The following is a 26,074-nucleotide window of genomic DNA, read 5'->3' as shown; positions in this document are numbered from 1 at the left end:
GTCACCGTTCGTTGAGCAGCCGGGCCAGGTGGGCCTGGTCCTCCAGGATCGCGGTGATGCGGGACTGGACGGCGTCCATCTGGCCGATCGTCTCGCTCGTCGTGTGAATGCCCGCGGAGACCGACCGGGCGCTGTCCTGGATGCCGGCAATCTGGTCGGCCACCTTCTGGGTCGCCGCCGCGGTCTCCCGGGCCAGGTCCTTGACCTCGCCCGCGACCACGGCGAAGCCCTTGCCGACGTCGCCGGCCCGGGCCGCCTCGATCGTGGCGTTGAGCGCGAGCAGGTTGGTCTGGTCGGCGATCGACGAGATGATCTTGATTACGTCGCCGATCGCGGCCGACGCCTGGTTCAGCGTGTCGATCTCACCGGTCATCATCGAGGCCCGGCTCACCGCCTCCTGCGCCACCCCGGCCGCGTCGTTGCTCGTCTCGCGCAGCCGCCCGACGGACTCCAGCAGCATCCGGCCGTTGCGCTCGGCCGCCTCGCCGGCCCGCACGATGTCCAGCCGCTGGGAGACCAGCTGCTGCACGTTGCGCAGCGTCGACATCCGCGAGTCGCTCAGCGCGATGCGGTCGGTCGTGAAGAAGTCCATCGTGCCGACGACCCGGCCGCCGGACTGGATCGGGAAGCACACCCCCGAGCGCACCCCCGCCCGCTGGGCCGCCGGGGCTCGCACGCAGTCGGTGAGCTCGGCCAGGTCGGGTACGAAGACCAGGTCCCGGGCCTTCCACGCGCGCCCGGAGAGGCCGACGCCCTCGGCGAACGTCGCGGCCAGGGTCACCTCCCGGAACTCCGGGCCGGCCGACCCGGACTCGAGCCGGAACACCAGCACCGGGCCGCCGGGCCGGTCCTCGACCTCCCAGTACGACCCGTACGCCCAGCCGAACGAGCTGCGCACGGTGTCCAGCGCGGCCTTGATCGCGGCCTGGCTGTCGGTGGAGTGCCCGAGCACGGTGACGACGTCGGTCACCGCGGCCCGGTCCTTCGCGTCCTGCCGCAGCTCGGCCGCGGCCAGGACCTGGTTGCGGGCCAGCTCGGCGATGCGCAGGATCGCGTTCCACTTCTGGGTCCGCGGCTCGTCGACGTAGAGGCGGTAGGGGGAGTAGTACTCGAACACGGCGATGACCCGCCCGTCGCGCATGACGGGCACGACGGACGCGGCCTCCATCCCGGCCCGGACCGCCTCCGCCGCCCGCGGGTCGTCCCGCACCTGGGCGAGGTCGCCGGTGTAGATCGCCTGCCGGGTCTGCGCGGCCCGCGCGACCATCCCGGTCGGGGCCGCCCGCAGCTGGTCGGCGATCGACCCGGTGGCGAACCCGATCTCCCACGCCGCGTGCAGCCCGGTCGGCAGCCAGACGGCACCGTATTCGTATTCGTATGACCGCACCAGCGACTCGACCGTGATCCGCCAGGTGGCGGCCTCGTCGGCCGCCGTGAGCAGGGCGGTGACCAGCTCTTCGAGTGCCTCGACATCCCGCGGCGCCGGCTCCGGGCGGGCGGCGGGCAGCGAACGTGACAACAGTCCCACATTGACGCCATCGGTCCGGGGGAGCGGTTCTGTAGCAATTCGGTTCGGTTGGGGAACTTCGCTGCCGGGTCGACATCGCCGGGCAGGACTTAGGTGTTCAGTTCGCCGTGGAAGTTCCATGAAAACGGACATGGGCCACCGATACGGCTGGACCGCCAGAAACCCTGCGCGGCCGGGCAGCGGACCGGCATTGATCGACAAGCGCGGCGGCGGTGCGGGACGCGCGGTGCGGGACCCGCTACCGTGTGCGCCATGGCAACGATCGGTGACGTGGCGAAGCAGGCGGGAGTCTCCCCGAGCACCGTCTCGTATGTCCTGAGTGGCAAACGGACCATCTCCGAGGAGACCCGCACCCGCGTCCTCGCGGCCATCGAGGTGCTCGGCTATCACCCGCACGCCGGCGCCCGCGCCCTGGCCAGCAACCGGTCCAACGTCGTTGCCCTCATCATGCCGCTGTACACCGGCCTCTACGTGCCGATCCTGATGCAGTTCGTGATCTCGGTGGTGACCGCGGCCCGCCGGTTCGACCACGACGTGCTCCTGCTCACCCAGGACGAGGGCGAGAAGGGCCTGGAGCGGGTCGCCGCCAGCTCCCTCGCCGACGGGCTCATCGTCATGGACATCGAGGAGCACGACCCGCGCCTGCCCCGGCTGCGCAGCCTCGGCCGCCCCTCCGTGCTCATCGGCTTCCCGGCCGACGGCACCGGCCTCACCTGCATCGACCTCGACTTCGCGGCGGCCGGCGCGGCCTGCGTCGACCACCTGGCCGACCTCGGGCATCGCTGCATCGCCCTGGTCGGCTCCCCGCCCGAGGTCTACGAGCGGGGCCTCGGCTTCGCCCGTCGCACCGCCGACGGCTTCCACGAGGCCCTGCGGCGGCGCGGCCTCAGCGGCTCGACCGTCCCCTGCGAGCCGTCCCCGGACGCGGTCCAGGCCGTGGCCGAGTCGCTGCTGGCCCGCCACCCGGACCTGACCGGCGTGGTGGTGCACAACGAGCCGGCGGTACCGCTCCTGCTCGACGCCTTCGCCGCCCTCGGCCGCTCCGTCCCGCACGACATCTCCGTCGTCGCCATCGGCCCGGACGATCTGGCCGAGCGCTCCAAGCCGCGCCTCACCTCCGTCGGCATCCCGGCCGAGGAGATCGGCCGCCGCGCGGTGGAGCTGGTCGCGGCCAAACTGGACGGCCGCCCGGTCCCCGACGCGACGCTGGTCGAGCCGCTCCTGGTCCCACGCGACAGCGCGGCCGCTCCCGATCTGCTGTAGCCGGGCGCATCGCCGTCCGGCCGGCGGGATTGGCGTCGCGGGTCCCGGACCGGCACCATGTCGTCGTGCCCGCGTCTCCGAGTCTCGCGCAAGCTCGCCAGCACGCTCAGACCCTCGCCGGCAACGGCGACCTCGCGGCCGCGCGAGCCGCGCTCGAAAGCGCCGTGACCGCCGGTCGCCCCGGGCTGGCCGACCGCGACCCGGAGCTGCTCGCCGCGATGCGGGAGCTCGCCGCCCTGCACACCCGGGCCGGCGACCCGATGTCCGCCCGGCGGGTCCTGGAGGCGGCGGCGGAGGCCGCCGACCAGCGCGGCGACGCCGACCCCCTCGCGCTGCTGCTCGCCTACGACCTGGCCGTCGCCGCGGCCGAGCTCGGCAACCGCTACGTGGCCCGCACCAACTTCACCCGCGTCGCCCGCTTCGGACCGGCCGCCCTCGGCCCCGCCCACCCGGCCGTCGAGCACGCCCGCCGGATCGCCGAGGAGCCGGGGACGCCACCCGCACCCCCGCCACCGCCCGCATCGGACGACGTCGCGCCGGCGATCGGCGTCCCCGCTGGGCCGCCGTCGCGCCGCCGCCGGCTATGGGTGGTTGCGGGGGTGGTCGGGCTGCTGGTCCTGGGATCGGCCGCCGGGGTGGTGGCCTATCTGCGGCCGTTCGACGGCAAGCCGGCCGCGGCCGGTCCGAGGAGCTCGCCGGCGCCGGACGACTCGCCGACCCCGACGGCGGGGGCCTCACCGACGCCGGCGACCGCACCGACCCCCAGCTCGAGCGCCTCGCCGAAATCGAGCGCCGCGCGGACGCCGAGCGCCCGCCCGGCCGTCACCGCGATCGCCGCGCCGGCGGACGGGGCCGTGGTGCCGTGGCCGTTCGACGCCCGGTTCACGGTGTCGCCCGCCGATGCGGCGTCGACCCGCACGGTGCTGGCGGTCACCGTGTGCGTGGCCGGGCACTGCTATCTCGACGGCAAGCTGGACGCGCCGGCCGGCAAGAGCACCGTGACCTACGGGACCAGGCTGGGATCGACCGCCGGGGAAGGGCTCAACTCCAAGTGGCAGCTCCGGGTCGACCGCCTGGAGCAGCAGACGTACGACAGCCTGCTCGCGGAGAAGCGCGCCGAGGTGGCCGCCAACACCTGGGGCGCCAAGGGCACGACGATGAGCGCACTGAACCCCACGCCCGTCGCCTCGGTGACCCTGACCAAGCAGCGCTGAGCGGGGGACCGCCCTATGGGGCCTCGACGCCGGCGATCCGATACTTGCGCACGTCGGCGGAGAGCAGCGGTGGCAGGTCCAGCTCGGGCCCGCCGCTGGTACGGAACGCGAGGAGGTCCTCGTCGGACTCCCACCGCTCGTACACCCGGATGACCTCGGCGTCGAGGGGATCGGCCGACTGGATGAAGTCGAGGCACCCGGGCGCGTCCCGAGCCAGCCGCGCCACTTCCACGACCGCGGCGAGGTAGCGCTCCCGATCGCCGGCTTCGACCCGCAGCGCGCCGGCAATGATGATCATCCGTTCCAACTCGAGCCTCGCAGTGTGAGTGTGGTGGGCAGCCGCCCCGGATTGGGCGACGCGGGGTCGAGCAGCCACCGGACCGCCGAGGCCGCCTCCTCCTCGACCGGCATGTACACCGATGAGAGGTCGGCCGCCTCGGCTATGGCGCTGCCGTCGAAGCTCACGACCGCCACGTCGTCGGGCACTCGGCGGCCGGATTCGCGCAGCGCTTGCAGTACCCCCAAAGCTGAAACATCGCAGGCGGCGAACACGGCGTCGAGGTCCGGATTCCGGGCCAGCAGTTCCCTGGCCGCCGCATACGCCCGCGCCCGCGTGAAGTCCCCGTCGACGGCCGCCACCGCCCGACCGGCGCCGTCGGTCACCCGCAGGAACCCGGCCTTGCGCTCGAGCGCACAGGGCGTGGCCGGCCCGAATACGGCCCCGATCCGCCGCCGCCCGGTCACGATGAGATGATCGGCCGCCTGGTGCCCGCCCCCGTCGTTGTCCGGCGCCACGAACCGAATCCCGGGCGCCGACGCGCCGAGCGCGATCGTCCGGGTCCGCGGCCGCGGCCCGACGGCCGCGACGGGCATGTTGATGAGCACCCGCCCGAACGGCGGATCGTCATCCGCACCCGGCGGCGCCGCGACCCGGCGCACCTGCAGCGCCACGTCGTGGTCGGCGAGGACCCGCATGGCGCCGGTGAGAACCCGTCCGTAGTACGGCTTGACACTCATCGCCTCGGGATCCGGGTCGACGATGAGCACCTCGATCCGCTCCCGCGTGCCGGCCGTGGCCCGCCCGGTCGCGAGGGCCCGCGCGGCGGCGTGCGGCTCGAACCCGAGCCGCGCCGCGACCGCCCGGACCTTGTCCCGCACCGCCTCCGTGGTCCCCGGCATCCCGTTCAACGCCCGCGACGCGGTGGCCCGCGAGACACCGGCGGCGGCGGCGACGTCGGCCAGCTTGGGACGCTCGTTCTCCACACCGGCCAACATATCCGGACAGACCGGCATGACCAAGACGTTAATCGGCTGCGGTCGCGAGCTCCGTCCGCTCGGTGACCATCCGCCCGTCATCAGCCGCGGCGGCGAGCCGATCGCGCAGCAGGGCATGACGGAACTGCCAGACGCCACCGGCCTGCCGCAGCACACCTCGCCGGTGCGCGTCGGCGAGGAACTCCATGACCCGCCAGGGCAGCCAGCCGCGCGACCACCACCAGACGCGGGCCAACACGTACCAGCCCCAAGCGCACACCATGAGCCCGGCGGCCAGTCCGGCCAGCAGCCCGAACGAGGGTCCAAGCACGGGAGTATCCATGAAAGGGGTGACGAGGTTGCCCAGCAGCAGACACACCACAACCAGCCAGACCAGCAAGCGTCTGTCCGTACGCAGCAGGCCCTCCGGGCTTGTGCTCGTTTGAACGTCGGCGTCGCCGCGATCGAAAATCGTCGTGTACTCCCGGACGAACGCGAACGTCAGCGACATGCCGAACAGAAATATGAACATTGTCGCGAGCGCGGGCGCGGTCGCAGCGCCGGTGGCCAATGCTCCGAGCGTCGCCGGGATCCCGGCGGCGCCCCATACCGCGAGCCCGATGCCGAGCGTCTGCAGAAGACGGCGGATCGCCGAGACGCCCGTCCGCCGGCGACGGCGTGCCCCTCGGGACGGACGGGGCGGTGGCCCCAGAGCGGCGGTGGTGAGCCCGAGCCCGAAACCAACGACCAACCCGGCCGCGGTATCTGTCGCACGGTACCCGAGGTTGATCACGAAAGCGGTTGCCAGCCCGCAAACCATCCAGGCGACGAACGGCAGGATGACACGGAGTGGGTGGGAGCTGCTGAGAATCAGTGCCCACCAGGCGATGTCCTGCGTTCCACGACGTCGCATATCCAGCGCGAGCCGCGAAAGCCACCGCTGGGCGTCATGGCGTCTCCAGACGTGACCGTTGGTGCCGGGCTCCGCCGGCTCCGGATAGGCGGTCGGGATGAGACGATCGAGTAGCTGCCCGTGTATGGCGTCGGCACTGGGCAGGCGCAGCAGCTCGCGCGGGTTGTTGTCGACGCGGTCGGGGTCGGAGTATGTGGACCGGGCGAGATCGACCCAGAGCGGGGCGGCAAGTGCCGCGGCCACCCGGCCGCCTTGCGTGGCGTCGAGGGCGAACACGTCGGCCCAGTCCGTCGGGCGGGCGGTAGTCAGCTGGAGGTAGTCGCGAACCGTCGAGGCCGGCAGGGCGGTCAGTTCCAAGACCGCGGCCGCGGCGAGGGTGTTGTCGGCGAGCGCGGTGAGAGCGTCGAGGTACTCGGGCGTCCGGCTGGTCAGCACCAGGGGGCCGTCGGTGAACGTGTTGCCGATGGCCAGCAGAGCTTCTCGACGGCGCTCCTCAGGCATTTCGTCGAAGCCGTCCAGCAACGCGATCAGGCGGCCGGCTGGGACTGGTTGGCGATAGCCGTAGTCGAGGTCCAGGCGGCTGGCGATCCATGTGTCCAGGTTTTGTTCGCCGGGGTTCCACGTCGACAGGCGCAGGAGAACCGGTATGAGGCCACCCTGCTCGCGGGTGGCCAGCAGCGTCAAGGTCAGGCGGAGGAGCAGGGCGGTCTTGCCCGCACCCGGGTCGCCCAGCAGGACCACCCGGCCGCGGAGACGGGGGTTGGTCACGATCTGGTGGAAGGCGTCCGGATGCTCGAGGTCGACGGCCCCGGCCAGGTCCAGAGGTTCGTGGAGGCCGTCGGCGCGGATGTTGGCCCAATGGTCGGCTATCGGCGGGCCGATCGTGATCCAGGCGGTCGGCAAGGGATGCGGATTGAGCAGCCGCCGGCGGCGTTGCTCGGGTTTCCAGACCGCCTCGACCGCGACGGCCAGGGCGTGCAGTCTCCGGTCGCTCCCTCCGGAATCGGGGTCTGGAGATTGGGCCGCCTGCTTGTCCGGTCGTGCCGTCATGAGGGCGACGACCACGGCGATCACAATGGCAACCACCAGCCAGGTCCAGACCAGCCGGTTGTTGTTCAGGACCTGGTTGCCGGCGACCGCGAGGAACACTCCGAGGACGGCGACGGCAACCGCTCGCCATGTCGTCCTGCCCATCGTCCCCTCCGCGCGCTGCCCGACCCGCCTGCGTCCCGAACCGTATCGACATCCGCTACGCGGAAGGCAGGCCCCGAACGGGGGAATCGTCAGCGGCGGGCTCGGAGGAGGGGGAGCAGGACGGCGTCGAACATCGTGGACGCGTTTCTCAGCCGGTTGGTGCTGGTCCCGGCGGTGATGCGGGTCCGGGGCGGGTGGAACTGGAGCGGGGCCGAGTCCAGAATTGGGCCAGGAAGACCGCGGCCAGCACCAGCAGCGCCGCGACCAGCGCGAACCACACGCTGATCTCGGTCTTCTTGTGCTGCAGCGTGACCTGGCTCGGCAGGTCGCGCAGGACGTCGCTGAGACCCTCGGCGTTGTCGGCCTTGAAGTACTTCGCGCCGGTCATCTCCGCGACCTTCGTCAGCGTCGGCTCGTCCATGTCCTGGAACCGGCCGCGGCCGCCGAAGCCGAACCCGCCGCCGCCCGGGCCGCCGCCGCGGAAGCTCTGGTCGCCGGCGATCTGGTTGCTGCTGCACACCATGGGGGAGGGCTGGTCGGTGCCGAAGCCGATCGTGTAGACCCGCAGCCGGCGGGCGGCGGCCTGCTCGGCCGCGGTGACCGGGTCGACGCCGTCGGTGTTGCGCCCGTCGGTGAGGATCACGATGGTGTCGGGCTCGTAGTCGCCGTCGGTCGGCGCGGCCGACGAGCCGGAGTTTTCCGCGACCTCGACCCCGGTCGGCGGCACGTCGGGGTTGATCTCGGCGATGGCGTCGATCGAGGCGAGGATGGCCAGCCCGATCGCGGTGCCGCGGGAGGTCCGCAACCCGTCGATGGCCTTGGTCAGCGCGGACTTGTCGGCGGTCGGCGGGACCAGCAGGCCGGCGGTGCCGGAGAACGCGACCAGGCCGATCTTCGCGCCGCCCTCGTGGTCGGCGATGAACTCCTTGGCCGCCTTCTGCGCGGCGGTCAGCCGGTTGGGGTCGACGTCGGTGGAGCACATCGAGCCGGAGACGTCGATCGCGAGCAGGATCGTGGCGGCGTCGTCGGGGACGATGACCGAGGCCTGGGGGCGGGCGGCGGCGGTACCGGCGAACAGGATGCCCAGCGCCAGCAACGCGAGCGGCACCCGCCGGCGCCAGGACGTGGGGCCGGGGACGGCCGCGCGCACGAGGGCCACGCTGGGCAGGCGCACCGCCACCTTGCGGCGCCGGCGGCGGCTCCACCACCGGTAGGCCAGCAGAAGCGGGAACGCCAGCAGGATGAGCAGGGCCCACGGCCAGGTCAGTGACATCAGAGGATCCGTCCGAACCAGGTGGTCATCAGTATGCCCCCGACGAAGAGCAGCAGTACAGCGATCGCGGTCGTCGCGCCGGTCAGCTCGACCGGTTTGCGCTCGGTGGTCAGCCGCAGGTCCAGCGACTGATACACGTCGTGCAGCGCCTGCGCGTTCTCGGCCCGGTGGTAATGCCCGGCGGTCGTCTGCGCGATCTGGGTCAGCAGGTCCTCATTGAGCGACGTCGCCACCTGGTAGCCGTCGACCTCGACCGTCGCGCCATCGACAGTACCCACGCCGACTGTTTCGATTCTGACGCCGGCCTTCGCCGCCACACTCGCCGCGGCCAGGGCGTCGGGGCCGCCGGTGTCCTCGCCGTCGGACAGCACGACGATCGTGGCGTTGCCGAAGTAGCCGATGTCGGGCGCCTCCCCGCCGTTCTCGGGCAGCTGCACCGGTTTGCCGACGACGACCGTCAGCGACGCGAGGATCGCCTGGCCCAGGGAAGTACCCCCGTTGACCTGGAGTCTTTTGATCGCGGCGGCCGTCGCGTCGTGGTCCTCGGACGGCTGCTGCGTGGTGAGGGCGCCCTGGTCGAACGCGACGATCCCGATGTTGACGCTGTCCGGCTGGGCCTCGACGAACTCGGTGGCCGCGGACTTCGCGGCGGCGAGCCGGCTCGGCGACACGTCCTCGGCCTTCATGCTGTTGGAGACGTCGAAGGCGAGGATGACGGTGCCGGCCGCGCGGGCGACCGGGAGCGTGGCCGCGGGCCGGGCGACGGCCAGGAACATCAGCGCGGCCGCCAGCAGGAACAGCAGCTGGGGCAGGTGCCGGCGCCATGCGGAGCCCGGCCTGGTCACGGAGCGTTGCCACCGGAAGTACAGAACGCCCAACGCCACGGTGACGATCACCGCGACGGCGACGAGGAGCGGATACTGGAACGTCATCGGCGCCTGCGCTTCGTCTCGCGGACCATGGCGACGAGCGCCTGCAGCGGGTCCTCGTCGGTCGTCACCACATGCCCGCGCACCCCGGAGCGCTGCATCGCCGCGGCCACCTCGGCCTCCCGCGCGTCGACCTCGGCCCGCAGCCGCAGCCGAAACTGCGGGTCGCCGGTGTCGACCAGGATCTGCTCGCCCGTCTCCGCGTCCTCGACCACGACCAGCCCGTAGTCCGGCAGGTCCAGCTCGATCGGGTCGACGACCCGGATCGCGACGACCTCGTGCCGGAACGTGAGCCGCGTCAGCTCGGCCTCCCAGCCCTCGCCGATGAAGTCGGAAACGACAAAGACCAGAGCCCGCCGCCGCGCCGTCGAAGCGGTGAGCCTCAGCATGGCGCCGATGTCGGTTGCCCCTTTTTCGGGGGTACTGTCTGAGGCCTTGCCGAGCTCATGCGCGATCCGCAGCACGTGCGGCCGCCCGGCCCGCGGCGGCAGGACGAGCTGCTTGGCGTTGTCGTAGAGGACCGCACCGACCCGATTGCCACCGTAGGTGAGCAGCCGGGCCAGGCTGACCGCGAGCTCGGTGAGCGTGGCGTCCTTGCCGGTGTTGTCGTCGTCGTTCTTGTTGTTGCCTTTGTTGTTTCCGGATCGCATTGACGCTGACAGGTCGAGCACGAGCCAGGCCGTGAGTTCCCGGTCCTCGGTGTACTGCCGCACGAACGGCTCGTCCAGGCGGGCCGTGACGTTCCAGTCGATGTGCCGGACGTCGTCCTCGGGCGTGTACTCCCGCAGGTCCGCGAAGTCGATGCCGGTGCCGCGGAAGACGGTGCGGTATGAGCCCTGCAACTGCCCGTCGAGACGGCGCAGCACCTGCCACTCCAGGCGGCGCAGCAGTCGGTCGGCGGCGGTGGTCATCGGGGTCAGCGGCTTGCGTTGCGCGACGGCGTCGGGGCGGGCACGTTCACGGCGGCGATCACCCGGTCGACGATCATGTCCGGGCTGACGTCGTCGGAGAGCGCCTCGTAGGACAGCACCAGCCGGTGCCGCAGCACGTCCGGGGCCAGCTCGTGCAGGTCCTCGGGGACCACGTAGTCGCGGCCGCGGATGAACGCCAGCGCCCGCGCCGCGAGCACCAGGTTGATGGAGGCGCGCGGGCTCGCGCCGAACGTGACGTATCGGGTCAGGTCGCCGAGGCCGACGTCGGCCGGGTTGCGGGTCGCGTTCGTCAGCCGGACCGAGTATTCGATCAGCGACGGGTCCACGTAGACGTCGTCGACCTGGGCCTGCATCGCGATGAGCCGCTCCGGGTCGACGACGGCCTGGGTGACCGCCTCCGGCAGGATGGCCCGCTCGACGATGACGAACTCCTCGGTCGGGCTCGGGTAGCCGACCAGGACCTTCATCATGAACCGGTCGACCTGGGCCTCGGGCAGCGCGTAGGTGCCCTCGGACTCGATCGGGTTCTGGGTGGCCATGACCAGGAACGGCTTGGGGATGTGGTGCGTCTCCCGGCCGATCGTCACCTGCCGCTCCTGCATCGTCTCCAGCAGGGCGCTCTGCACCTTCGCCGGGGCCCGGTTGATCTCATCGGCGAGCAGGAGGTTGGTGAACACGGGGCCGAGCGCGACCTGGAACTCGCCGGAGGGCTGGTGGTACACCCGCGTCCCGACGATGTCGGCCGGCACCAGGTCGGGGGTGAACTGGACCCGGTGGAACTGCCCGCCGATGGCCGCCGCGAGGGCCTTCACCGCGAGGGTCTTGGCCAGGCCGGGGACGCCCTCGACGAGGATGTGGCCGCGGCTGAGCAGGGCTACCATGAGCCGCTCGAGGAGCCCGTCCTGCCCGACGATGGTCTTGCGGACCTCGTAGAGCACCTGCTCGACGGCGGTCGCGTTCGGTTGGTCCATGCTCTTCCTTACCCCTGTTGTTCCGGGCCGGGTTCAGTTGTTCTTGTTGCTCGGGTCCGGGCTTTGCCTATTGCTCCGGTCCGGGTTCGCCCGGTCCGGAGGACCCGAGTGCGGCGCCGATGGGTACCGCGAAGCCGATGCCCACGAACGTGCCGGCCGACGTCGGGTTGGCCAGGGCGACCACGATGCCGATCACCTCGCCCCGGGCGTTGATCAGCGGCCCGCCCGAGCTGCCGGGGTTGACCGCCGCGTCGAACTGGATGAGCCCGGTGAGCTTCGTGCCGTCCGGGTTGGCCGCGGTCCGGTTGAGCCCCGAGATCACGCCCGTGGTGGTGCTGAGCGTCAGCCCGAGCGGGTTGCCGATCGCGACCACGTCGTTGCCGACCGCGATCCGCCCCGAGTTGCCCATGACCGCCGGGACCAGCACGTCGGGCCCGCTCTCCGGAGTGAGGGTCGCGATGTCCATCTCCGGGTTGGACCCGGCCACCGCGGCCGCCGACTCGGTCCCGTCGGCATAGACTATTTTGATCGCGGTGCCGCCCTTGACCACGTGGAACGCGGTCAGGATCAGCCCGGCCTGGTTGGCGATGACCCCCGTGCCGGTCGCACCGCCGTCCGGCAGCGTCGTCTGGATCGTCACCACCGACGGCGCCACCGCCTGGTAGATCTGCGCCGTCGTCGGCGGCCCGGACGCGCTCGGCGACGCCGAGGGCCGCGCGGCCGCCGGGGCCGGGGCGCCGGACCCACCGGCCCGGAACGCGAGCACGCCGGTCGCGATGATCGCGAGCACCACCACCCCGACCCCGATCGCCAGGTCCCGGCGGCTCAAGGCGACGGGTGTCTTCCCTGGTGAGTCCGGCTTCTCGGGCACGGCGGGCGCGGGTGGGGCCGGGCCGGGTTCCGGGATGATGGACACCTCGGGTCCGGCCCACTGCACGGGCTTCCCGGCTGGGCGCATGGGCCAAAGATAGCCTCGGTAGCTCGGAGAACGGTAAGAGTGAGGTTCTACAGTGCCCAGGTATGGACGAGCGTAATTGGTGGGTCGCGCCCGGTCTCGGCATCGGCCCGTTCCGGTTCGGGACGCCGCGGGGGGAGCTGCGGGCGGCGCTCGGGGCGTGCAAACCGTTCCGGCGGACCCCCGACTCGGTGGACCTCACCGACGACTACCCCGACGGCGTGCAGCTGACCTGCGCACCCGACGAGGGCCTCTACCTCATCGAGATCCACGAGCCGGTCGGCGTGCACCACCTCGGCGTACCGCTGCACGGCAAGGCCCGCGAGGTCGTCGCGGCGCTGCGCCAGGCCGGCGTCCCGGTCGAGAAGGACGACGAGGACGAGGGCTGGGTCGTGGCCGGCGGGGCGGCGATGCTGGCCACCCCGAACGGCGGCCGGGTCGAGATCGTCACCGCGTACGCACCCCGCCGGGCCGGCACCCGGGTCGTCGAGTTCGACGCTGGCCCGCGCCCGGCGAAGGCGCTGCGCTCCTACACGATTCTCCCCGGGTCCGGCCTCACCGCGCTGCCACTGGGCACGGACCGCGACGAGGTGCGGTCGACCCGCAACGGCGGGGTGGCGCTGGTCGGATACCCGGACGAGGACTCGTTCGTCGAGGAGGGCCTCACGGTCGTGTACGACGCCGCGGGCCGGGCCGAGCGGGTGACCGTGACCCGGGCCGGGGCCGTGCTGCTGGACGGGCTCAACCTGTTGCCGTCGCGCCCGCGCACCATCGCCGACGTGCGGGCCGCGCTGACCGCCGCCGGCCACGAGGTCGCGGAGGAGGAGGCGGCCCTGCTGATCCCCGGGACCGGGATCGAGATCTGGACGGCCCGCCCCGGCCCGTCGCGCCCGGTCTGCGCGGTTTCGGTGACGCGCCCATGACCGTCGCCTATGTGATCGAGCGGTTCGGTCGCTACCACCGCACGCTCGACACCCGCCCGCGCCTGCTCGTGCCGGGCATCGACCGGGTGCGGGCCCGGGTCGACCTGAGCCCGCGAAGACTCGAGTTCCCGCCACAGCCCGTCATCACCGCCGACAACCTGGTCGTGTCGGCCGCCGCGACCGTGTGGTGCACGGTGACCGACCCGGTAGCGGCCACGTACGAGATCTCGAACTACGTGCACGCGGTCGAGCAACTGGCGGTGACCGCGCTCCGCTCGATCGGCGGCGAATTGCCGGCCGCCACCATGGTGGAGTCGCGACTGGACGTGAACCGGCGCTTGCTTACCGAATTAACCCAATACACCGGCCGCTGGGGAGTCCGCGTCGACCAGACCGAGATCACGGAGTTGCGGCCACAAGCTCGATGACGCACAGGCCGCCCGCCTATCCAGCCCCGAGCGGCACCGGCTTTGCCCGCTTGACGCTTTCTGATTATCGGCGACCACTGGCGATGACCTTGTCCGGCAGGCGCCTCGAACGCCCGCCGGAACCCGATTGGTCGCGTGCCCTCACCTCCGCCCTCCAGGAAAGTCGCGTCCGCTCACCTTCGTCCGCCGTGGAAATCGTGTGCACTCGCACCTCGCCGTCGTCTGCCGTGAAGTCGCGTGGGCTCGCCGTCGTCCGTCGTGGAAGTCGCACTCAACCCGTCGCTCCGTGCAGTCGCGTGCGCTCAGCTCGCCGCGATCGGCGCCGGGTTTGCTTGCTTGACGGTTTGCTTGCTTGACGGGTTTTGATTATCGACGACCGCCCGCGATTGCTGCATTAGTGGATTGCCGATATTCGGTAAAGCGATTGTTGATTTCCGGCAATCCTGAGGGAGTATTGGCGTTGTGGTGGAGATGGTGCGCGTCGACCTGGGTGAGGTCGACTATCTGGAGGCCGCCGAGGCGATGCGCGGCTGGGTGAAGGAACGCCAGGCGGGCCAGGCCCCGGACCGCCTGTTTCTGCTGACCCACCCGCCGGTCATCACCTACGGCCGTCACACCGCCCAGTCGGACCTGCCGCAGGACGGCTCCATGCCGGTGATCGAGGTCGACCGCGGCGGCCACGCGACGTATCACGGCCCCGGCCAGCTGGTCGGCTACCTGGTGATCAACATCCGCGAACGAGCCGCCGGCGATGTGGTGCGCTGGCTGGAGCTGGCACTGATCGAGGCCCTGACCGATCTGGGCTTCCCGGCGGTCCGCCGGGACACCCCACCGGGCGCCGACAGCCTCGTCGGCGTCTGGACCCCGGACCACCACAAACTGGTCTCGATCGGCATGCGCATCCGCGAGGGCGTCACCAGCCACGGCTTCGCCATCAACGTCGACTCCGATTTGGACGTCTACGACCGCTTCGTAGCCTGCCGCCTCGACGGCGTCACCATGACCTCCCTGCGCCACCTCGCCGACACCGCCAACCGCCCAATGCCAACGATGTCCGAAGTCCGCGCCGCCGTCGCCCGCAGCCTCGGCGCGACCCGCCCGGTTACCTGAAGGCTCTTGGGTTTCCACCGCTCAGCCCGCCGCGCCTCGACCTCGGCCGGCTCGGTCGACAACAGTCCGCGGCGCTCGCTCCCGTCCGCCTGGATCGTCGGAACCCCAAGCGCCGCCGGGATCGCGGCTCAGGTCTCTGCATCCATGCCGCGCCCGTGATCCGCTAACGCTGGTCTCGGTTGGTTCCTGTCGCTGACCGGCGCTGTCCAGAGTCAGCCGGGATACGCGTTCGGCGCTCGGCAGCGTCGGGGTGGGGGACGGGGCGGGCGGTTGTCGGGGCACCCGCTGAGGCGGTGACGCGGTGGCGGGGATTGTGCGGGGGTGCGGGTGGAGGCGAAGCCTTCCCCTGCCGCGAGCGGAGCGAGCCAGAGATACAGGCGGGGCACCCGTTGAGGCGGTGGCGTGGTGGCGGGGATTGTGCGGGGGTGTGGGTGGAGGCGAAGCCTTCCCTGCCGCGAGCGGAGCGAGCCAGAGATACAGGCGGGGCACCCGTTGAGGCGGTGACGTGGTGGCGGGGATTGTGCGGGGGTGTGGGTGGAGGCGAAGCCTTCCCTGCCGCGAGCGGAGCGAGCCAGAGATACAGGCGGGGCACCCGCTGAGGCGGTGACGTGGTGGCGGGGATTGTGCGGGGGTGCGGGTGGAGGCGAAGCCTTCCCCGCCGCGAGCGCAGCGAGCCAGAGATACAGGCGGGGCACCCGCTGAGGCGGTGACGTGGTGGCGGGGATTGTGCGGGGGTGCGGGTGGAGGCGAAGCCTTCCCTGCCGCGAGCGCAGCGAGCCAGAGATACAGGCGGGGCACCCGCTGAGGCGGTGACGTGGTGGCGGGGATTGTGCGGGGGTGTGGGTGGAGGCGAAGCCTTCCCTGCCGCGAGCGGAGCGAGCCAGCAGCACAGCAAATACAACTGGAAGTTTCCTCGGGCGCGGGCGGCGGACCTGGGAGGGACTCGCATAGCTGTTGACAAGCGGCGTTCTTCTTCGTAACTTGCCTGTCGAAGCGCTTCGACAGGATTTCGAACAAACCCCATCGGAGTCCTGCGAAGGCTGGCAAAAGCCCACGAGACCTAGCTCGGCCCGGACCGACTGCGTACCGCAACCGCGCACGGCGCCACCCCCGCCGTGTTACAGCCCTCGCGCGCAGCGTGAGGCCCTACATCAGGAGCAGACGTGTTCACGCGTATCCGCAGCGCCGCTGTAGCCGCGGCGGCCATACTCGCGCTCACCCCGGCGCTCGCTGCTTGTGGCAGCGGCGGGGACGATCAGGCGCAAGGTGACGGCAAGACACTCAAACTCTGGCACTACGAGGGCGCGGCCAGCGCCATGGGCGTGGCCTGGAACGAGGCGATCAAGCAGTTCGAAGCCTCGCACCCCGGCGTCAAGGTGACGTTCGAGGAGAAGGGCTTCGAGCAGATCCGGCAGAGCGCCAGCATGATTCTCAACTCCGGTGACGCGCCCGACGTCATGGAGTACAACAAGGGCAACGCGACCTCCGGGCTGCTGTCCAAGCAGGGGCTGCTCACCGACCTCTCGGCCGAGGCCGACAAGCGCGGGTGGAGCAAGCTGCTCTCGCCGGGGCTGGCGACGACCGCCAAGTATGACCCCCGCGGCATCATGGGCAGCGGCAAATGGTTCGGCGTGCCCAACTACGCCGAATACGTGATGGTCTACTACAACAAGGACATGTTCGCCAAGAACAACGTCCAGGTGCCGACGACGTTCGAACAGTTCGAGACCGCCATGCAGACGTTCAAGTCGGCCGGGATCACGCCGATCAGCGTGGGCGGTGCCGAATACCCGGCCCAGCAGATTTTGTACTCCCTGGCCCTCGCCAAGGCCGACCGGTCCTTTGTGGACAACTACCAGCTGTACAAGAACAAGGTGGACTTCCACGGTCCCGAGTGGACAGGTGCGGCCAACACGTTCGCGGACTGGGTGTCGAAGGGGTTCATCGACAAGAACTCGGCCGGGCTGAAGGCCGAGGACATGATCCTGGCCTGGGAGCAGCAGAAGTCCCCGATCATGATCACCGGCAGCTGGCTCTACGGCCGGGCCGCGAAGGAGGCGACGTTCCAGTGGAGCTCGTTCCTCTTCCCGGGTAGCAAGCTCTTCCCGGGCTCCAGCGGCAACCTGTGGGTCGTGCCGGCCAAGGCGAAGAACAAGTCTCTCGCCTACGACTTCATCGACATCACCATGAAGCCCGAGATCCAGAACCTGCTCGGCAACAACGGCGGCATCCCGGTCGCGGCCCAGGCCGACAAGATCACGGATGCCAAGAGCAAGGAGCTCATCGCCAACTACGACCTGATCGCGAAGCAGGACGGGCTGGCGTTCTACCCGGACTGGCCGGCGCCCGGCTACTACGACGTGCTCGTCGCCGGCGCGCAGAAGCTCATCAACGGCTCGGCCAAGCCGGCCGAGGTGCTCGACCAGATCGCCAAGCCGTACAACGACAACTTGGCGAACGTCGGCAAATGAATCGCCGCAAAGGCTACTGGCCGTTCTTGATCCCGGGGCTCCTGCTGGTCGGGCTGGTCGTGGCGGTACCGCTGCTCATGACCGTCGGCACCAGTTTCACGGAGTGGTCCGGCGTGGGCCCGCCCCGCTGGATCGGCCTGGACAACTACGACCGGCTGCTGCACGACGACCGGTTCTGGCTGTCGTTCAAGAACATCGCGTTCATGATCGTCGCCATGGCCGTGGTACCGACGCTGCTCGGACTGTTCCTCGCCGCGTTGCTGTTCGACTACGTCGCGCCGCGCCTGGGTGGTCGCACCGCCCGGGCGCTGCGCAACGGCTTCTACCTCCCGCAGGTGCTGCCGCTCGCGGTCACCGGCATCGTGTGGAGCTGGATCCTGAACCCGAACTTCGGCGTGCTCAACACCATCCTCGACAAGGTGGGGCTGGGCGCGCTGGCCCGCAACTGGCTCGGCGACGAGCACTACGCGCTGTACACCGTCATGGCCGTCATGGTCTGGGTGCAGGTCGGCTACCCGGTCGTGATGTTCATGGCCGGGCTGCAGCGGGTCGACCCGGAGCTGTACGAGGCCGCGTCGCTCGACGGCGCCGGCTGGTGGCAGCGGTTCACCCGGATCGCCGTGTATCAGATCCGGCCGGAGATCGGCGTCGTGCTCATCACCACGACCATCGCCGCGCTGAAGGTCTTCGCCCAGATCTTCGTGCTCACCGGCGGCGGCCCCGGCGGCTCGACGATGGTGCCGTCGTACTTCGCCTGGCAGCAGTACTTCGGCAGCGTCAACGTCGGCTATGCCTCAGCGATCTCGACGGTACTGGCGGTGCTGATCGTCGCCCTGACGTTCGCCTTCATCCGGGTGCAGACGCGATGAAAAAATACACCGTTCTCGTCCTGCTCCTCGCGGTGATCCTGATCTTCCTCGCGCCCTTCGCGCTGGTCCTCATCAACGCGGTGAAGACGCCCCAGGACTACGCCACCGTCGGCCCGCTCGCACTGCCGACGCACGTGTCGTTCGAGGGCATCAAGGCGTTCTGGATCAGGGCGAACTTCGGGCAGACGCTCATCAACAGCCTCGTGATCTCGGGCGCGGTGGCCGTGCTGGGCGTCGGCTTCTCGCTGCTGAACGCCTACGCGCTGGGCATCGGGCGGATCCGGGGCCGGCGCTGGTTCCTGGCCGCGTTCCTGGTCGCCAATCTGGTACCGCAGGAGAGCCTCATCTACCCGCTGTACCACTTCGCCACCGAGTTCGACCTCTACGACTCCCAGCTCGCCATGATCATCATTTTCACGGCGATCCAGAGCGCGTTCGGCACGTTCCTGCTCTCGTCCGTCCTGGCCGAGTTCCCGCCGGAGCTGCTGGACGCGGCCGCGATGGACGGCGCCGGCCGGCTGCGCACCCTGGTGCGTGTCGTCGCCCCGGTCAGCCGCCCGACCCTCGCGGTGCTGTTCACGTTCTTCTTCATCTGGACCTGGAACGAGCTGTTCATCCCGCTCATCTTCCTGATCTCCAACCGCAACCAGACCGTGCCCCTGGCGCTGGCCCTCCTGCAGGGCGAGCACGACCTCGACGCGACCGCGACGAGCGCCTCGGCGCTGCTGGGCATCCTGCCCGCGGTGCTGTTCTTCCTCGTCTTCCAGCGCACCCTGACCCGGGGTGTCACGGCAGGAGCGGTCAAGTGATCCCCCGACTGGAGCCCGCATGAAGTTCACCGACGGGTACTGGCGGCTGCGCCCCGGCGTCGAGCCGCAGTACCCCGTGCACGTCCGCGACGTCGAGGTCAAGGCGGATCGGCTCACGGTCTACGCGCCGGCCAAGCGCGTCACGCACCGCGGGGACACACTCAACATGCCGCTGCTGACCGTCCGGTGCACGGCCCCGGCCCCGGACGTGATCGCGGTGCGGGTCACGCGCTATGCGGGCGGCGTCGACCGCGGCCCGCACTTCCGCATCGAGTCCGACCCGGCCGCCTCGCCGAAGGTGACCCGGGACGAGGAGTCCGCCACCTTCACCTCCGGTGAGCTCAGCGCCCGCTTCGCGCTCGGCGACGAGTGGCGGCTGGAGTTCACGGCGGCCGGCCGGGTGCTGACCACCAGCCCGCGCAAGGCCCTGGCCGCGCTGTCCACGGACGACGGGCACTTCCTGCGCGAGCAGCTCGAGCTCGGCGTCGGCGAGACCGTCTACGGCCTCGGCGAGCGGTTCGGCCCGCTGGTCAAGAACGGTCAGACCGTCGACGTGTGGAACGCCGACGGCGGCACCAGCAGCGAGCAGGCGTACAAGAACGTGCCGTTCTACGTCACCAGCGGCGGCTACGGCGTGTTCGTCAACGACCCCGGGCCGGTGTCGTTCGAGGTCGGCTCGGAGGCGGTGTCCCGGGTCCAGTTCAGCGTGCCCGGGCAGGTGCTGGAGTACCTGGTGATCTACGGGCCGACGCCGAAGGAGGTGCTGCGCAAGTACACGGCCCTCACCGGGCGCCCGGCGCTGCCGCCAGCGTGGTCGTTCGGGCTGTGGCTGTCGACGTCGTTCACCACCAACTACGACGAGGCCACCGTGACGTCCATCGTGGACGAGATGGCCGAGCGCGACCTGCCGCTGTCGGTGTTCCACTTCGACACGTTCTGGATGCGCGAGTTCCACTGGTGCGACTTCGAGTGGGACCCGGAGACGTTCCCGGACCCGGCCGGCATGATCGCCCGGCTCAAGGCCAAGGGGCTGCGGATCTGCCTGTGGATCAACCCGTACATCGCGCAGCGCTCCAAGCTCTTCGCCGAGGGCGCGGCCGCCGGCTACCTGGTGACCTACCCGAACGGCGACGTGTGGCAGTGGGACCTGTGGCAGGCCGGCATGGCCCTGGTCGACTTCACGAACCCGCAGGCGCGCGCGTGGTACCAGAGCAAGCTCAAGGCTCTTCTCGACCTGGGTGTCGACGCCTTCAAGACGGACTTCGGCGAGCGGATCCCGACCGACGTGGCCTGGTATGACGGCTCAGACCCGGCGCGCATGCACAACTACTACACGCACCTGTACAACGAGGCGGTCTTCGAGCTCCTGCGGGAGCACCGCGGCGACGGCGAGGCGGTGCTGTTCGCCCGCTCCGCCACCGCCGGCGGGCAGCAGTTCCCGGTCCACTGGGGCGGCGACTCGGAGTCGACGTTCCCGTCGATGGCCGAGAGCCTGCGCGGCGGGCTGTCGCTGTCGATGTCCGGGTTCGGCTTCTGGAGCCACGACATCGGCGGCTTCGAGGGCACCCCGGACCCGGCCGTGTTCACCCGCTGGATCCCGTTCGGCCTGCTGTCCTCGCACAGCCGGCTGCACGGCAGCGGCTCCTACCGGGTGCCGTGGCTGTTCGGCGAGGAGGCGGTCGCGGTGCTGGGGGAGTACACCCGGCTGAAGGCGCGGCTGATGCCGTACCTGTACGGCGCGGCCGTCACAGCGCACCGGGAGGGCGTGCCGGTCATGCGGCCGATGGCGCTGGAGTTCCCGGACGACCCGGCCTGCGCGCACCTCGACCGCCAGTACATGCTCGGCGACTCCATCCTCGTCGCCCCGGTGTTCAGCGCCGCCGGCGACGTCGCGTTCTACCTGCCCGCGGGCCGCTGGACGGACCTGCGCAGCGGGGAGGTGCTGACCGGGCCGGGGTGGGTCCGGCGCCGGTACGGTATCGGCGACCTGCCGGTGCTGGCCCGGCCCGGCTCGGTCATCGCACTGGGCGCGCACGACGACCGTCCCGCCTACGACTACGCCGACGGTGTGACGCTGCGCGCCTACGAACTGCAGGACGGGGCGAGCGTGACCGTCGAGGTCCCCACCCCGCAGGGCCGGCCCGGGGCGACGTTCACCGTGCGCCGGTCGGCAACCGTCGTCGAGGTGCGCCGCGGCGGGAGCGCGGCGCCCTGGCGGGTGCGGCTGGCCGGCGTCGACACGGTGGCGGCCGTGGACGCCGGCCGGCCAGCTCCCTCTGCAGGCGGCGTCCTCATCGAGGCGGACGCCGATATCGAGCAGGTGATCGTGCACCTCCACTGATAGGAGGCACCATGCACAGGCGACTGATTGTCGCGACCCTGGCCGTGTTACTCGCCCCCGCCCTGGCGCCCACCGGCGCCGGGGCGGCACCCCCACCGGAGGCGTTCCGCAACCCGCGCCTGCCGATGCCGGTCCGAGTCGACGACCTGCTGCGGCGACTCACGCTCGACGAGAAGGTCTCGCTGCTGCACCAGTACCAGCCGGCCATCCCCCGGCTCGGCATCGGCATCTTCAAGACCGGGACCGAGGCCCTGCACGGCGTCGCCTGGTCCACGAACATCCACGACAACGGCAACGTCGTCAGCGCCCCGGCGACGCAGTACCCGCAGGCGATCGGCCTGGCCAGCACCTGGGACCCGGCGCTGCTGGACCGGATCGGCGCGGCCGTCGGCGACGAGGCCCGCGGCCTGCACGCCACCGACCCCGACGTGTGGGGCCTCAACCTGTGGGCGCCGGTCGTCAACCCGCTGCGGGACCCGCGCTGGGGCCGTAACGAGGAGGGCTACAGCGAGGACCCGTGGCTGACCGGGCAGCTCGCGACCGCCTACGCCGGGGGTATGGCGGGTCATGACCCCCTGTATCTGAAGACCGCCCCGACGCTCAAGCACTACCTCGCGTACAACAACGAGGCGCACCGGGACACGACGTCGGCCTCCGTGCCGCCGCGGGTCCGGCACGAGTACGACGAGACCGCGTTCCGTATCCCGCTGCAGGCCGGCGCCGCGACCGGGGTCATGCCGTCCTACAACCTCGTGAACGGCCGGCCCAACACGGCCAGTCCCGAGCTCGACGCGATTCGCGCCTGGGGCCGATACCCGCTGTTCAACCCCAGTGACGCCGGCGGTCCGGGCAACCTGACCGGCTCGCAGCACTACTACGCCACCCAGGCCGAGGCCGACGCGGCCGCGATCAAGGCCGGGCTCAACAGCTTCACGCAGGACAACACCAATGCCGCCCCGACCGTCGACGCCGTGCACGCGGCGCTGAACCAGGGCCTGCTCACCGTGGCCGACCTGGACGACACGGTGCGGCAGAACCTGTGGCTGCGGTTCCGTCTCGGCGAGTTCGATCCCGACGGCGGGCCGTTCGGGACGGTCAAGCCGTCCACAGCGGACAACCAACGGCTGGCCAGACAGGCCGTTGCGGAGTCGGCGGTACTGCTGAAGAACTCCGGCGTCCTCCCGTTGCGCCCGGGTGGCAAGGTGGCCGTCGTCGGTCCCCTCGCCGACACCGTCTACAGCGATTGGTACGGCGGCACCGCCCCCTACACCGTGACGCCGCGCCAGGGGATCGCCGAACGCTCCCAGGTCGCCTTCAGCGAGGGCGTGGACCGCATCGCGCTCAAGCAGGCCGGCACCGGCAAGTACGTCGTCGGCGACAGCGGCCTGCTCGCGGCCACGGGGGCCACGGCGACGGCCGGCGCCCAGTACGACGTGTTCGACTGGGGCGGCGGGATCGTCACCCTGCGCAACGCGGCCAACGGCAAGACCGTCGGCTACAACTGGTCCGGGTTCGCCGCCGACCAGGCCCAGCCCAACGGCTGGTTCGTGCAGCAGCAGTTCAAGCTGGAGAGCCGCCCCGACGGCAACGTGGTCCTGAAGTACGCCGGCTACGAGTCGGCGTTCGACTGGGCCCCGTCGTATCGCACCCCGTATGTCGTCGTCCAGGCCGACGGCACGCTCAACCTGGGCGCGGCCACCGCCGACACCGCGACCGAGTTCGGCCGGGAGGTCATCAGCAGCGGCGCCGACGCGGCCGTGGCCGCGGCCACGGGCGCCGACGCGGCCGTCGTCGTGGTCGGCTCGATGCCGTTCATCAACGGCCGGGAGGATCACGACCGCACCGACCTCGACCTGGCGGCCGGCCAGGAGGCGATCGTGCGGGCGGTCAAGGCGGCCAACCCCAACACGGTGGTCGTCGTCGAGAACAGCTACCCGACCGCGCTGAACTGGGAGCAGGCCAACGCGCCGGCGCTGCTGTGGACCAGCCACGCCGGGCAGGAGACCGGGCACGGGCTCGCCGACGTGCTCTTCGGCGACCGCAACCCCGCGGGCCGGCTGACGCAGACCTGGTATCGCACCGCCGACGGCCTGCCGTCCATCATGGACTACGACATCATCGGCTCGAAGCGCACCTACCAGTACTACGACGGCAACCCGTTGTATCCGTTGGGATACGGGCTGTCGTACACCACGTTCCGGTACGGTGCTCTCGCACTGTCGCAGTCCACAGTGGATGCGCGGGGCACGGTGCAGGTCGCGCTGAACGTCACGAACACCGGCGCCCGGGCCGGCGACGAGGTCGTGCAGCTCTACACGCACCAGCGGCAATCGCGGGTGCCGCAGCCGGTCAAGGTGCTGCGCGGCTTTCAGCGAGTACACCTGGAAGCCGGTCAGACGAAACGGGTGACGTTCTCCGTCGCCGCGTCGGATCTGCGGTTCTGGGACGTGACCAGCAACCGGTGGGTTGTCGAAGACGCGACACACGACATCCTGGTGGGTACTTCCTCAGCCGACATCCGCTCCAGCGCGCGGCTCGACGTGCGCGGTGCGACCATCCCGGCCCGGGACCTCCGGTCGGTGCGGGCCGCCGACTTCGACGGCTACTCCGGCACCGTCCTGGTCGACGAGGCCAAGGCCGGCGGCACGGCCGTCGCGGCGACCGGGGCCGGGCAGTGGCTGCGATACGCCGACGCCGACCTGCGCTCCAGCCCCGGCACGTTCACGGCCCGGGCCGCCAGTCCGGGCGGGCCGACCACGGTCCAGGTCCGGCTCGACGATCCGGTCCGCGGGCAGATATTGGCCACGGTGAACCTTCCGGCCACCGCGGACGTGTACACCTATGCCGACATCACCGCACGCGTGCCGCGCTTGGGCGGCCGGCACGACGTGTACCTGGTGTTCGGCGGACCCGCGCGGCTCTCGACCTTCTCGCTGCGCTGATGGGAACGGGACCGGCGCCGCGTGTGGGGCGGCGCCGGTCCACTCCTCGATGCTGGTAGAGGTCGTCCTCGCTGAGCTCCGGGGTGCTGCTGTCCGCCGATCCCGCCAACACCAGCTACTGGATTGTGTCGGGTGCTAACTTGAGTTTTAACGTTTGGATCTTTGGCGTCGACGCCGGCTGATTGTGGTGGCAGCCCTTGGGTGATCATTCCTCTTGTCTAGGGAGGAAAGATCAACTACCAGGGGCTGTCGGTGATCAGTGTGCCGCAAGGTCGGTCTGCGGTCGGCGCCGGGGATCTGGGCCGGTTCCGGGAGGCGTTCCACGCGTCGTTGAGCGGCCGTGGTGATGCGTTGTTCGAGCTTGCGGATGCGGTGTTGTGTGCTGACGGGCCGGTCCGGTCGTTGCCGGGGTTGTCGCTGGTGGCGGAGCATCGCCGTGGTCATGGCGCCTTGTACAACGCCTTGGCGGCGGGTCGGGTGGAGGTCGAGCGGTTGCGTACGGCGGTGACCGCGGGGCCGTTGCCGCGGGCGGCGGACGGCCGCCTCGTCCTTGCCGTGGATGTGACGTGTTGGCTGCGGCCGGAGGCGGCGACGTCGCCGGAGCGGATTCTGTGTCATATCTCCGGGCCGGGCCGGGGTCAGCATGTCGGGGTGCCGGGCTGGCCGTATGCGTTCGTGGTGGCCCTGAAAACCGGCCGCAGTTCGTGGACGGCGGTGCTGGACGCGGTCCGGCTGACCCCGGACACCGACCTCGCAGCGGTCACCGCATGCAGGTTCGTGGCGTGCTGACCCGGCTGATCGAGGCCGGGCACTGGCAGAGCGGTGACCCGGCGGTCTGGGTGGTGATGGACGCCGGATACGACGCGGCCCGGCTCGCCTGCCTGCTGCAGGACCTGCCCGTGCGGGTCCTGGCCCGGATGCGTTCCGACCGGGTTTTGCGCCGCCCGGCGCCGCCGGTCCAGCCGGGCCAGCGGGGCCGGCCGCGGCGGCACGGCGGCGAGTGCATCTTCGGCGACCCGGCCAGCTGGAGCGAGCCCGACGTGACGACCGTGACCGAGACCCGGCTCTACGGCACGGCGACCGCCCGGGCCTGGCACCGGCTGCACCCGCGGCTGACCCGCCGGGCCGCCTGGGCCGACTGCCAGGATTTGCCGATCCTGCACGGCACCGTGATCCGCCTCGACGTGCAGCGCCTGCCCTCCGGCGCGACGCAAAACCGCTGTGGCTGTGGTCGTACGACCCACGCGACGCCGGCGCTCCGGACCTGGCCATCGGGGACCTCCTGTGGCAGGCGATCCTGCGCCGTTTCGACATCGAGCACACCTTCCGGCCGATCAAACAGACCCTCGGCTGGACCCTGCCGAAACTGCGGGACCCGCACGCCGCCGACCGGTGGACCTGGCTCATCATCGCCGCGCACACCCAGCTACGGCTCACTCGACCGCTCGCCGCCGACCTGCGCCGGCCCTGGGAACGACCCGCACCACCCGAACGACTCACTCCCGCCCGGGTCCGCCGCGACTTTCGGCACCTCCGCGCTGCGACCGCCTGCCCCGCCAGCGCACCGAAACCCAGCCGGCCTGGACCCGGACGACCACCCGGACAACCCAATCGCCAGCGAGCCCGCCGCTACGACGTCTACACCGTCACCAGCAACGAAACGCGGCAGCTGGGATCAACGAAGAAGAAGTCCATCAATCACAAACCGAGACGGAAAGGTAAAAAGTCAAGCTAAGGCGTGTTTGGAAATTCGCG

Annotated in this window: 19 protein-coding genes and 1 pseudogene; 11 read left to right on the top strand and 9 right to left on the bottom strand. The window is 70.8% G+C overall.

The window, feature by feature from the left end:
- Position 1: 1 nt before the first annotated feature.
- On the bottom strand, positions 2 to 1,528 hold the full coding sequence (locus ACIA8L_RS19985; protein ID WP_395906503.1) for a methyl-accepting chemotaxis protein: 1,527 nt from the start codon (positions 1,526 to 1,528) through the stop codon (positions 2 to 4).
- A 252-nt stretch (positions 1,529 to 1,780) separates the two neighbouring features.
- Between ACIA8L_RS19985 and ACIA8L_RS19980 the strand changes: the two genes are divergently transcribed.
- The gene (locus tag ACIA8L_RS19980) at positions 1,781 to 2,791 is read left to right on the top strand and encodes a LacI family DNA-binding transcriptional regulator (RefSeq protein WP_395906501.1); all 1,011 of its coding nucleotides are present in this window, start codon (positions 1,781 to 1,783) and stop codon (positions 2,789 to 2,791) included.
- Between the two features lie 65 nt (positions 2,792 to 2,856).
- Positions 2,857 to 4,005 (top strand): hypothetical protein, encoded by a 1,149-nt coding sequence (locus ACIA8L_RS19975; RefSeq protein WP_395906499.1) that lies wholly within the window; start codon positions 2,857 to 2,859, stop codon positions 4,003 to 4,005.
- 13 nt (positions 4,006 to 4,018) lie between these two features.
- Here ACIA8L_RS19975 and ACIA8L_RS19970 read toward each other — a convergent pair whose 3' ends face one another.
- From ACIA8L_RS19970 to ACIA8L_RS19935, 8 genes are all read right to left on the bottom strand, one after another.
- Entirely contained in the window at positions 4,019 to 4,303 is a 285-nt protein-coding gene (locus ACIA8L_RS19970) for a putative quinol monooxygenase (protein ID WP_395906497.1), read from the bottom strand.
- The gene (locus ACIA8L_RS19965) at positions 4,300 to 5,268 is read right to left on the bottom strand and encodes a LacI family DNA-binding transcriptional regulator (RefSeq protein WP_395906496.1); all 969 of its coding nucleotides are present in this window, start codon (positions 5,266 to 5,268) and stop codon (positions 4,300 to 4,302) included. Before ACIA8L_RS19965 ends, ACIA8L_RS19970 begins: the two co-directional genes overlap by 4 nt.
- 40 nt (positions 5,269 to 5,308) lie before the next feature.
- Positions 5,309 to 7,366 carry an NACHT domain-containing protein gene (locus tag ACIA8L_RS19960; protein ID WP_395906494.1) on the bottom strand — a complete coding sequence of 686 codons (2,058 nt, stop codon included), beginning with the start codon at positions 7,364 to 7,366 and terminating at the stop codon, positions 5,309 to 5,311.
- A 148-nt stretch (positions 7,367 to 7,514) separates the two neighbouring features.
- On the bottom strand, positions 7,515 to 8,639 hold the full coding sequence (locus ACIA8L_RS19955; RefSeq protein WP_395906492.1) for a VWA domain-containing protein: 1,125 nt from the start codon (positions 8,637 to 8,639) through the stop codon (positions 7,515 to 7,517).
- Positions 8,639 to 9,571 carry a VWA domain-containing protein gene (locus tag ACIA8L_RS19950; RefSeq protein ID WP_395906490.1) on the bottom strand — a complete coding sequence of 311 codons (933 nt, stop codon included), beginning with the start codon at positions 9,569 to 9,571 and terminating at the stop codon, positions 8,639 to 8,641. Before ACIA8L_RS19950 ends, ACIA8L_RS19955 begins: the two co-directional genes overlap by 1 nt.
- Positions 9,568 to 10,479, bottom strand: a complete 912-nt coding sequence (locus ACIA8L_RS19945; RefSeq protein WP_395906488.1) for a DUF58 domain-containing protein — start codon at positions 10,477 to 10,479, stop codon at positions 9,568 to 9,570. Before ACIA8L_RS19945 ends, ACIA8L_RS19950 begins: the two co-directional genes overlap by 4 nt.
- A 5-nt stretch (positions 10,480 to 10,484) precedes the next feature.
- Positions 10,485 to 11,471: an AAA family ATPase gene (locus ACIA8L_RS19940; protein ID WP_395906487.1), complete on the bottom strand. Its 987-nt coding sequence runs from the start codon at positions 11,469 to 11,471 to the stop codon at positions 10,485 to 10,487.
- Positions 11,472 to 11,538: 67 nt separating this feature from the next.
- Positions 11,539 to 12,429 (bottom strand): S1C family serine protease, encoded by an 891-nt coding sequence (locus tag ACIA8L_RS19935; protein WP_395906485.1) that lies wholly within the window; start codon positions 12,427 to 12,429, stop codon positions 11,539 to 11,541.
- 62 nt (positions 12,430 to 12,491) lie between these two features.
- On the opposite strand from ACIA8L_RS19935, the gene ACIA8L_RS19930 reads away from it, so the two are divergent.
- The 9 genes and pseudogenes from ACIA8L_RS19930 to ACIA8L_RS19890 all read left to right on the top strand — a co-directional run bounded on the left by ACIA8L_RS19930 (position 12,492) and on the right by ACIA8L_RS19890 (position 26,054).
- On the top strand, positions 12,492 to 13,349 hold the full coding sequence (locus tag ACIA8L_RS19930; RefSeq protein ID WP_395906483.1) for a hypothetical protein: 858 nt from the start codon (positions 12,492 to 12,494) through the stop codon (positions 13,347 to 13,349).
- A complete protein-coding gene (locus tag ACIA8L_RS19925) occupies positions 13,346 to 13,777 on the top strand; it encodes an SPFH domain-containing protein (RefSeq protein WP_395906482.1) in 432 nt (143 codons plus the stop codon). The genes ACIA8L_RS19930 and ACIA8L_RS19925 overlap by 4 nt, the downstream gene beginning before the upstream one ends.
- 471 nt (positions 13,778 to 14,248) lie before the next feature.
- On the top strand, positions 14,249 to 14,887 hold the full coding sequence (lipB, locus tag ACIA8L_RS19920) for a lipoyl(octanoyl) transferase LipB (protein ID WP_395908033.1): 639 nt from the start codon (positions 14,249 to 14,251) through the stop codon (positions 14,885 to 14,887).
- Between the two features lie 1,163 nt (positions 14,888 to 16,050).
- A complete protein-coding gene (locus tag ACIA8L_RS19915) occupies positions 16,051 to 17,358 on the top strand; it encodes an ABC transporter substrate-binding protein (protein WP_395906480.1) in 1,308 nt (435 codons plus the stop codon).
- On the top strand, positions 17,355 to 18,227 hold the full coding sequence (locus ACIA8L_RS19910; RefSeq protein ID WP_395906478.1) for a carbohydrate ABC transporter permease: 873 nt from the start codon (positions 17,355 to 17,357) through the stop codon (positions 18,225 to 18,227). Before ACIA8L_RS19915 ends, ACIA8L_RS19910 begins: the two co-directional genes overlap by 4 nt.
- Positions 18,224 to 19,036, top strand: a complete 813-nt coding sequence (locus ACIA8L_RS19905) for a carbohydrate ABC transporter permease (protein WP_395906476.1) — start codon at positions 18,224 to 18,226, stop codon at positions 19,034 to 19,036. The genes ACIA8L_RS19910 and ACIA8L_RS19905 overlap by 4 nt, the downstream gene beginning before the upstream one ends.
- A gap of 19 nt (positions 19,037 to 19,055) precedes the next feature.
- A complete protein-coding gene (yicI, locus tag ACIA8L_RS19900) occupies positions 19,056 to 21,377 on the top strand; it encodes an alpha-xylosidase (RefSeq protein ID WP_395906474.1) in 2,322 nt (773 codons plus the stop codon).
- Between the two features lie 11 nt (positions 21,378 to 21,388).
- Positions 21,389 to 24,319, top strand: a complete 2,931-nt coding sequence (locus ACIA8L_RS19895; RefSeq protein WP_395906472.1) for a glycoside hydrolase family 3 C-terminal domain-containing protein — start codon at positions 21,389 to 21,391, stop codon at positions 24,317 to 24,319.
- Positions 24,320 to 24,571: 252 nt separating this feature from the next.
- Positions 24,572 to 26,054, top strand: a pseudogene (locus ACIA8L_RS19890) (NF041680 family putative transposase).
- Positions 26,055 to 26,074 lie beyond the last annotated feature (20 nt).

Origin of the sequence: Dactylosporangium sp. NPDC051541 (assembly GCF_044454505.1) — a bacterium.
Lineage (GTDB): Bacteria > Actinomycetota > Actinomycetes > Mycobacteriales > Micromonosporaceae > Dactylosporangium.
This window is presented reverse-complemented; position numbering and strand designations above follow the sequence as displayed.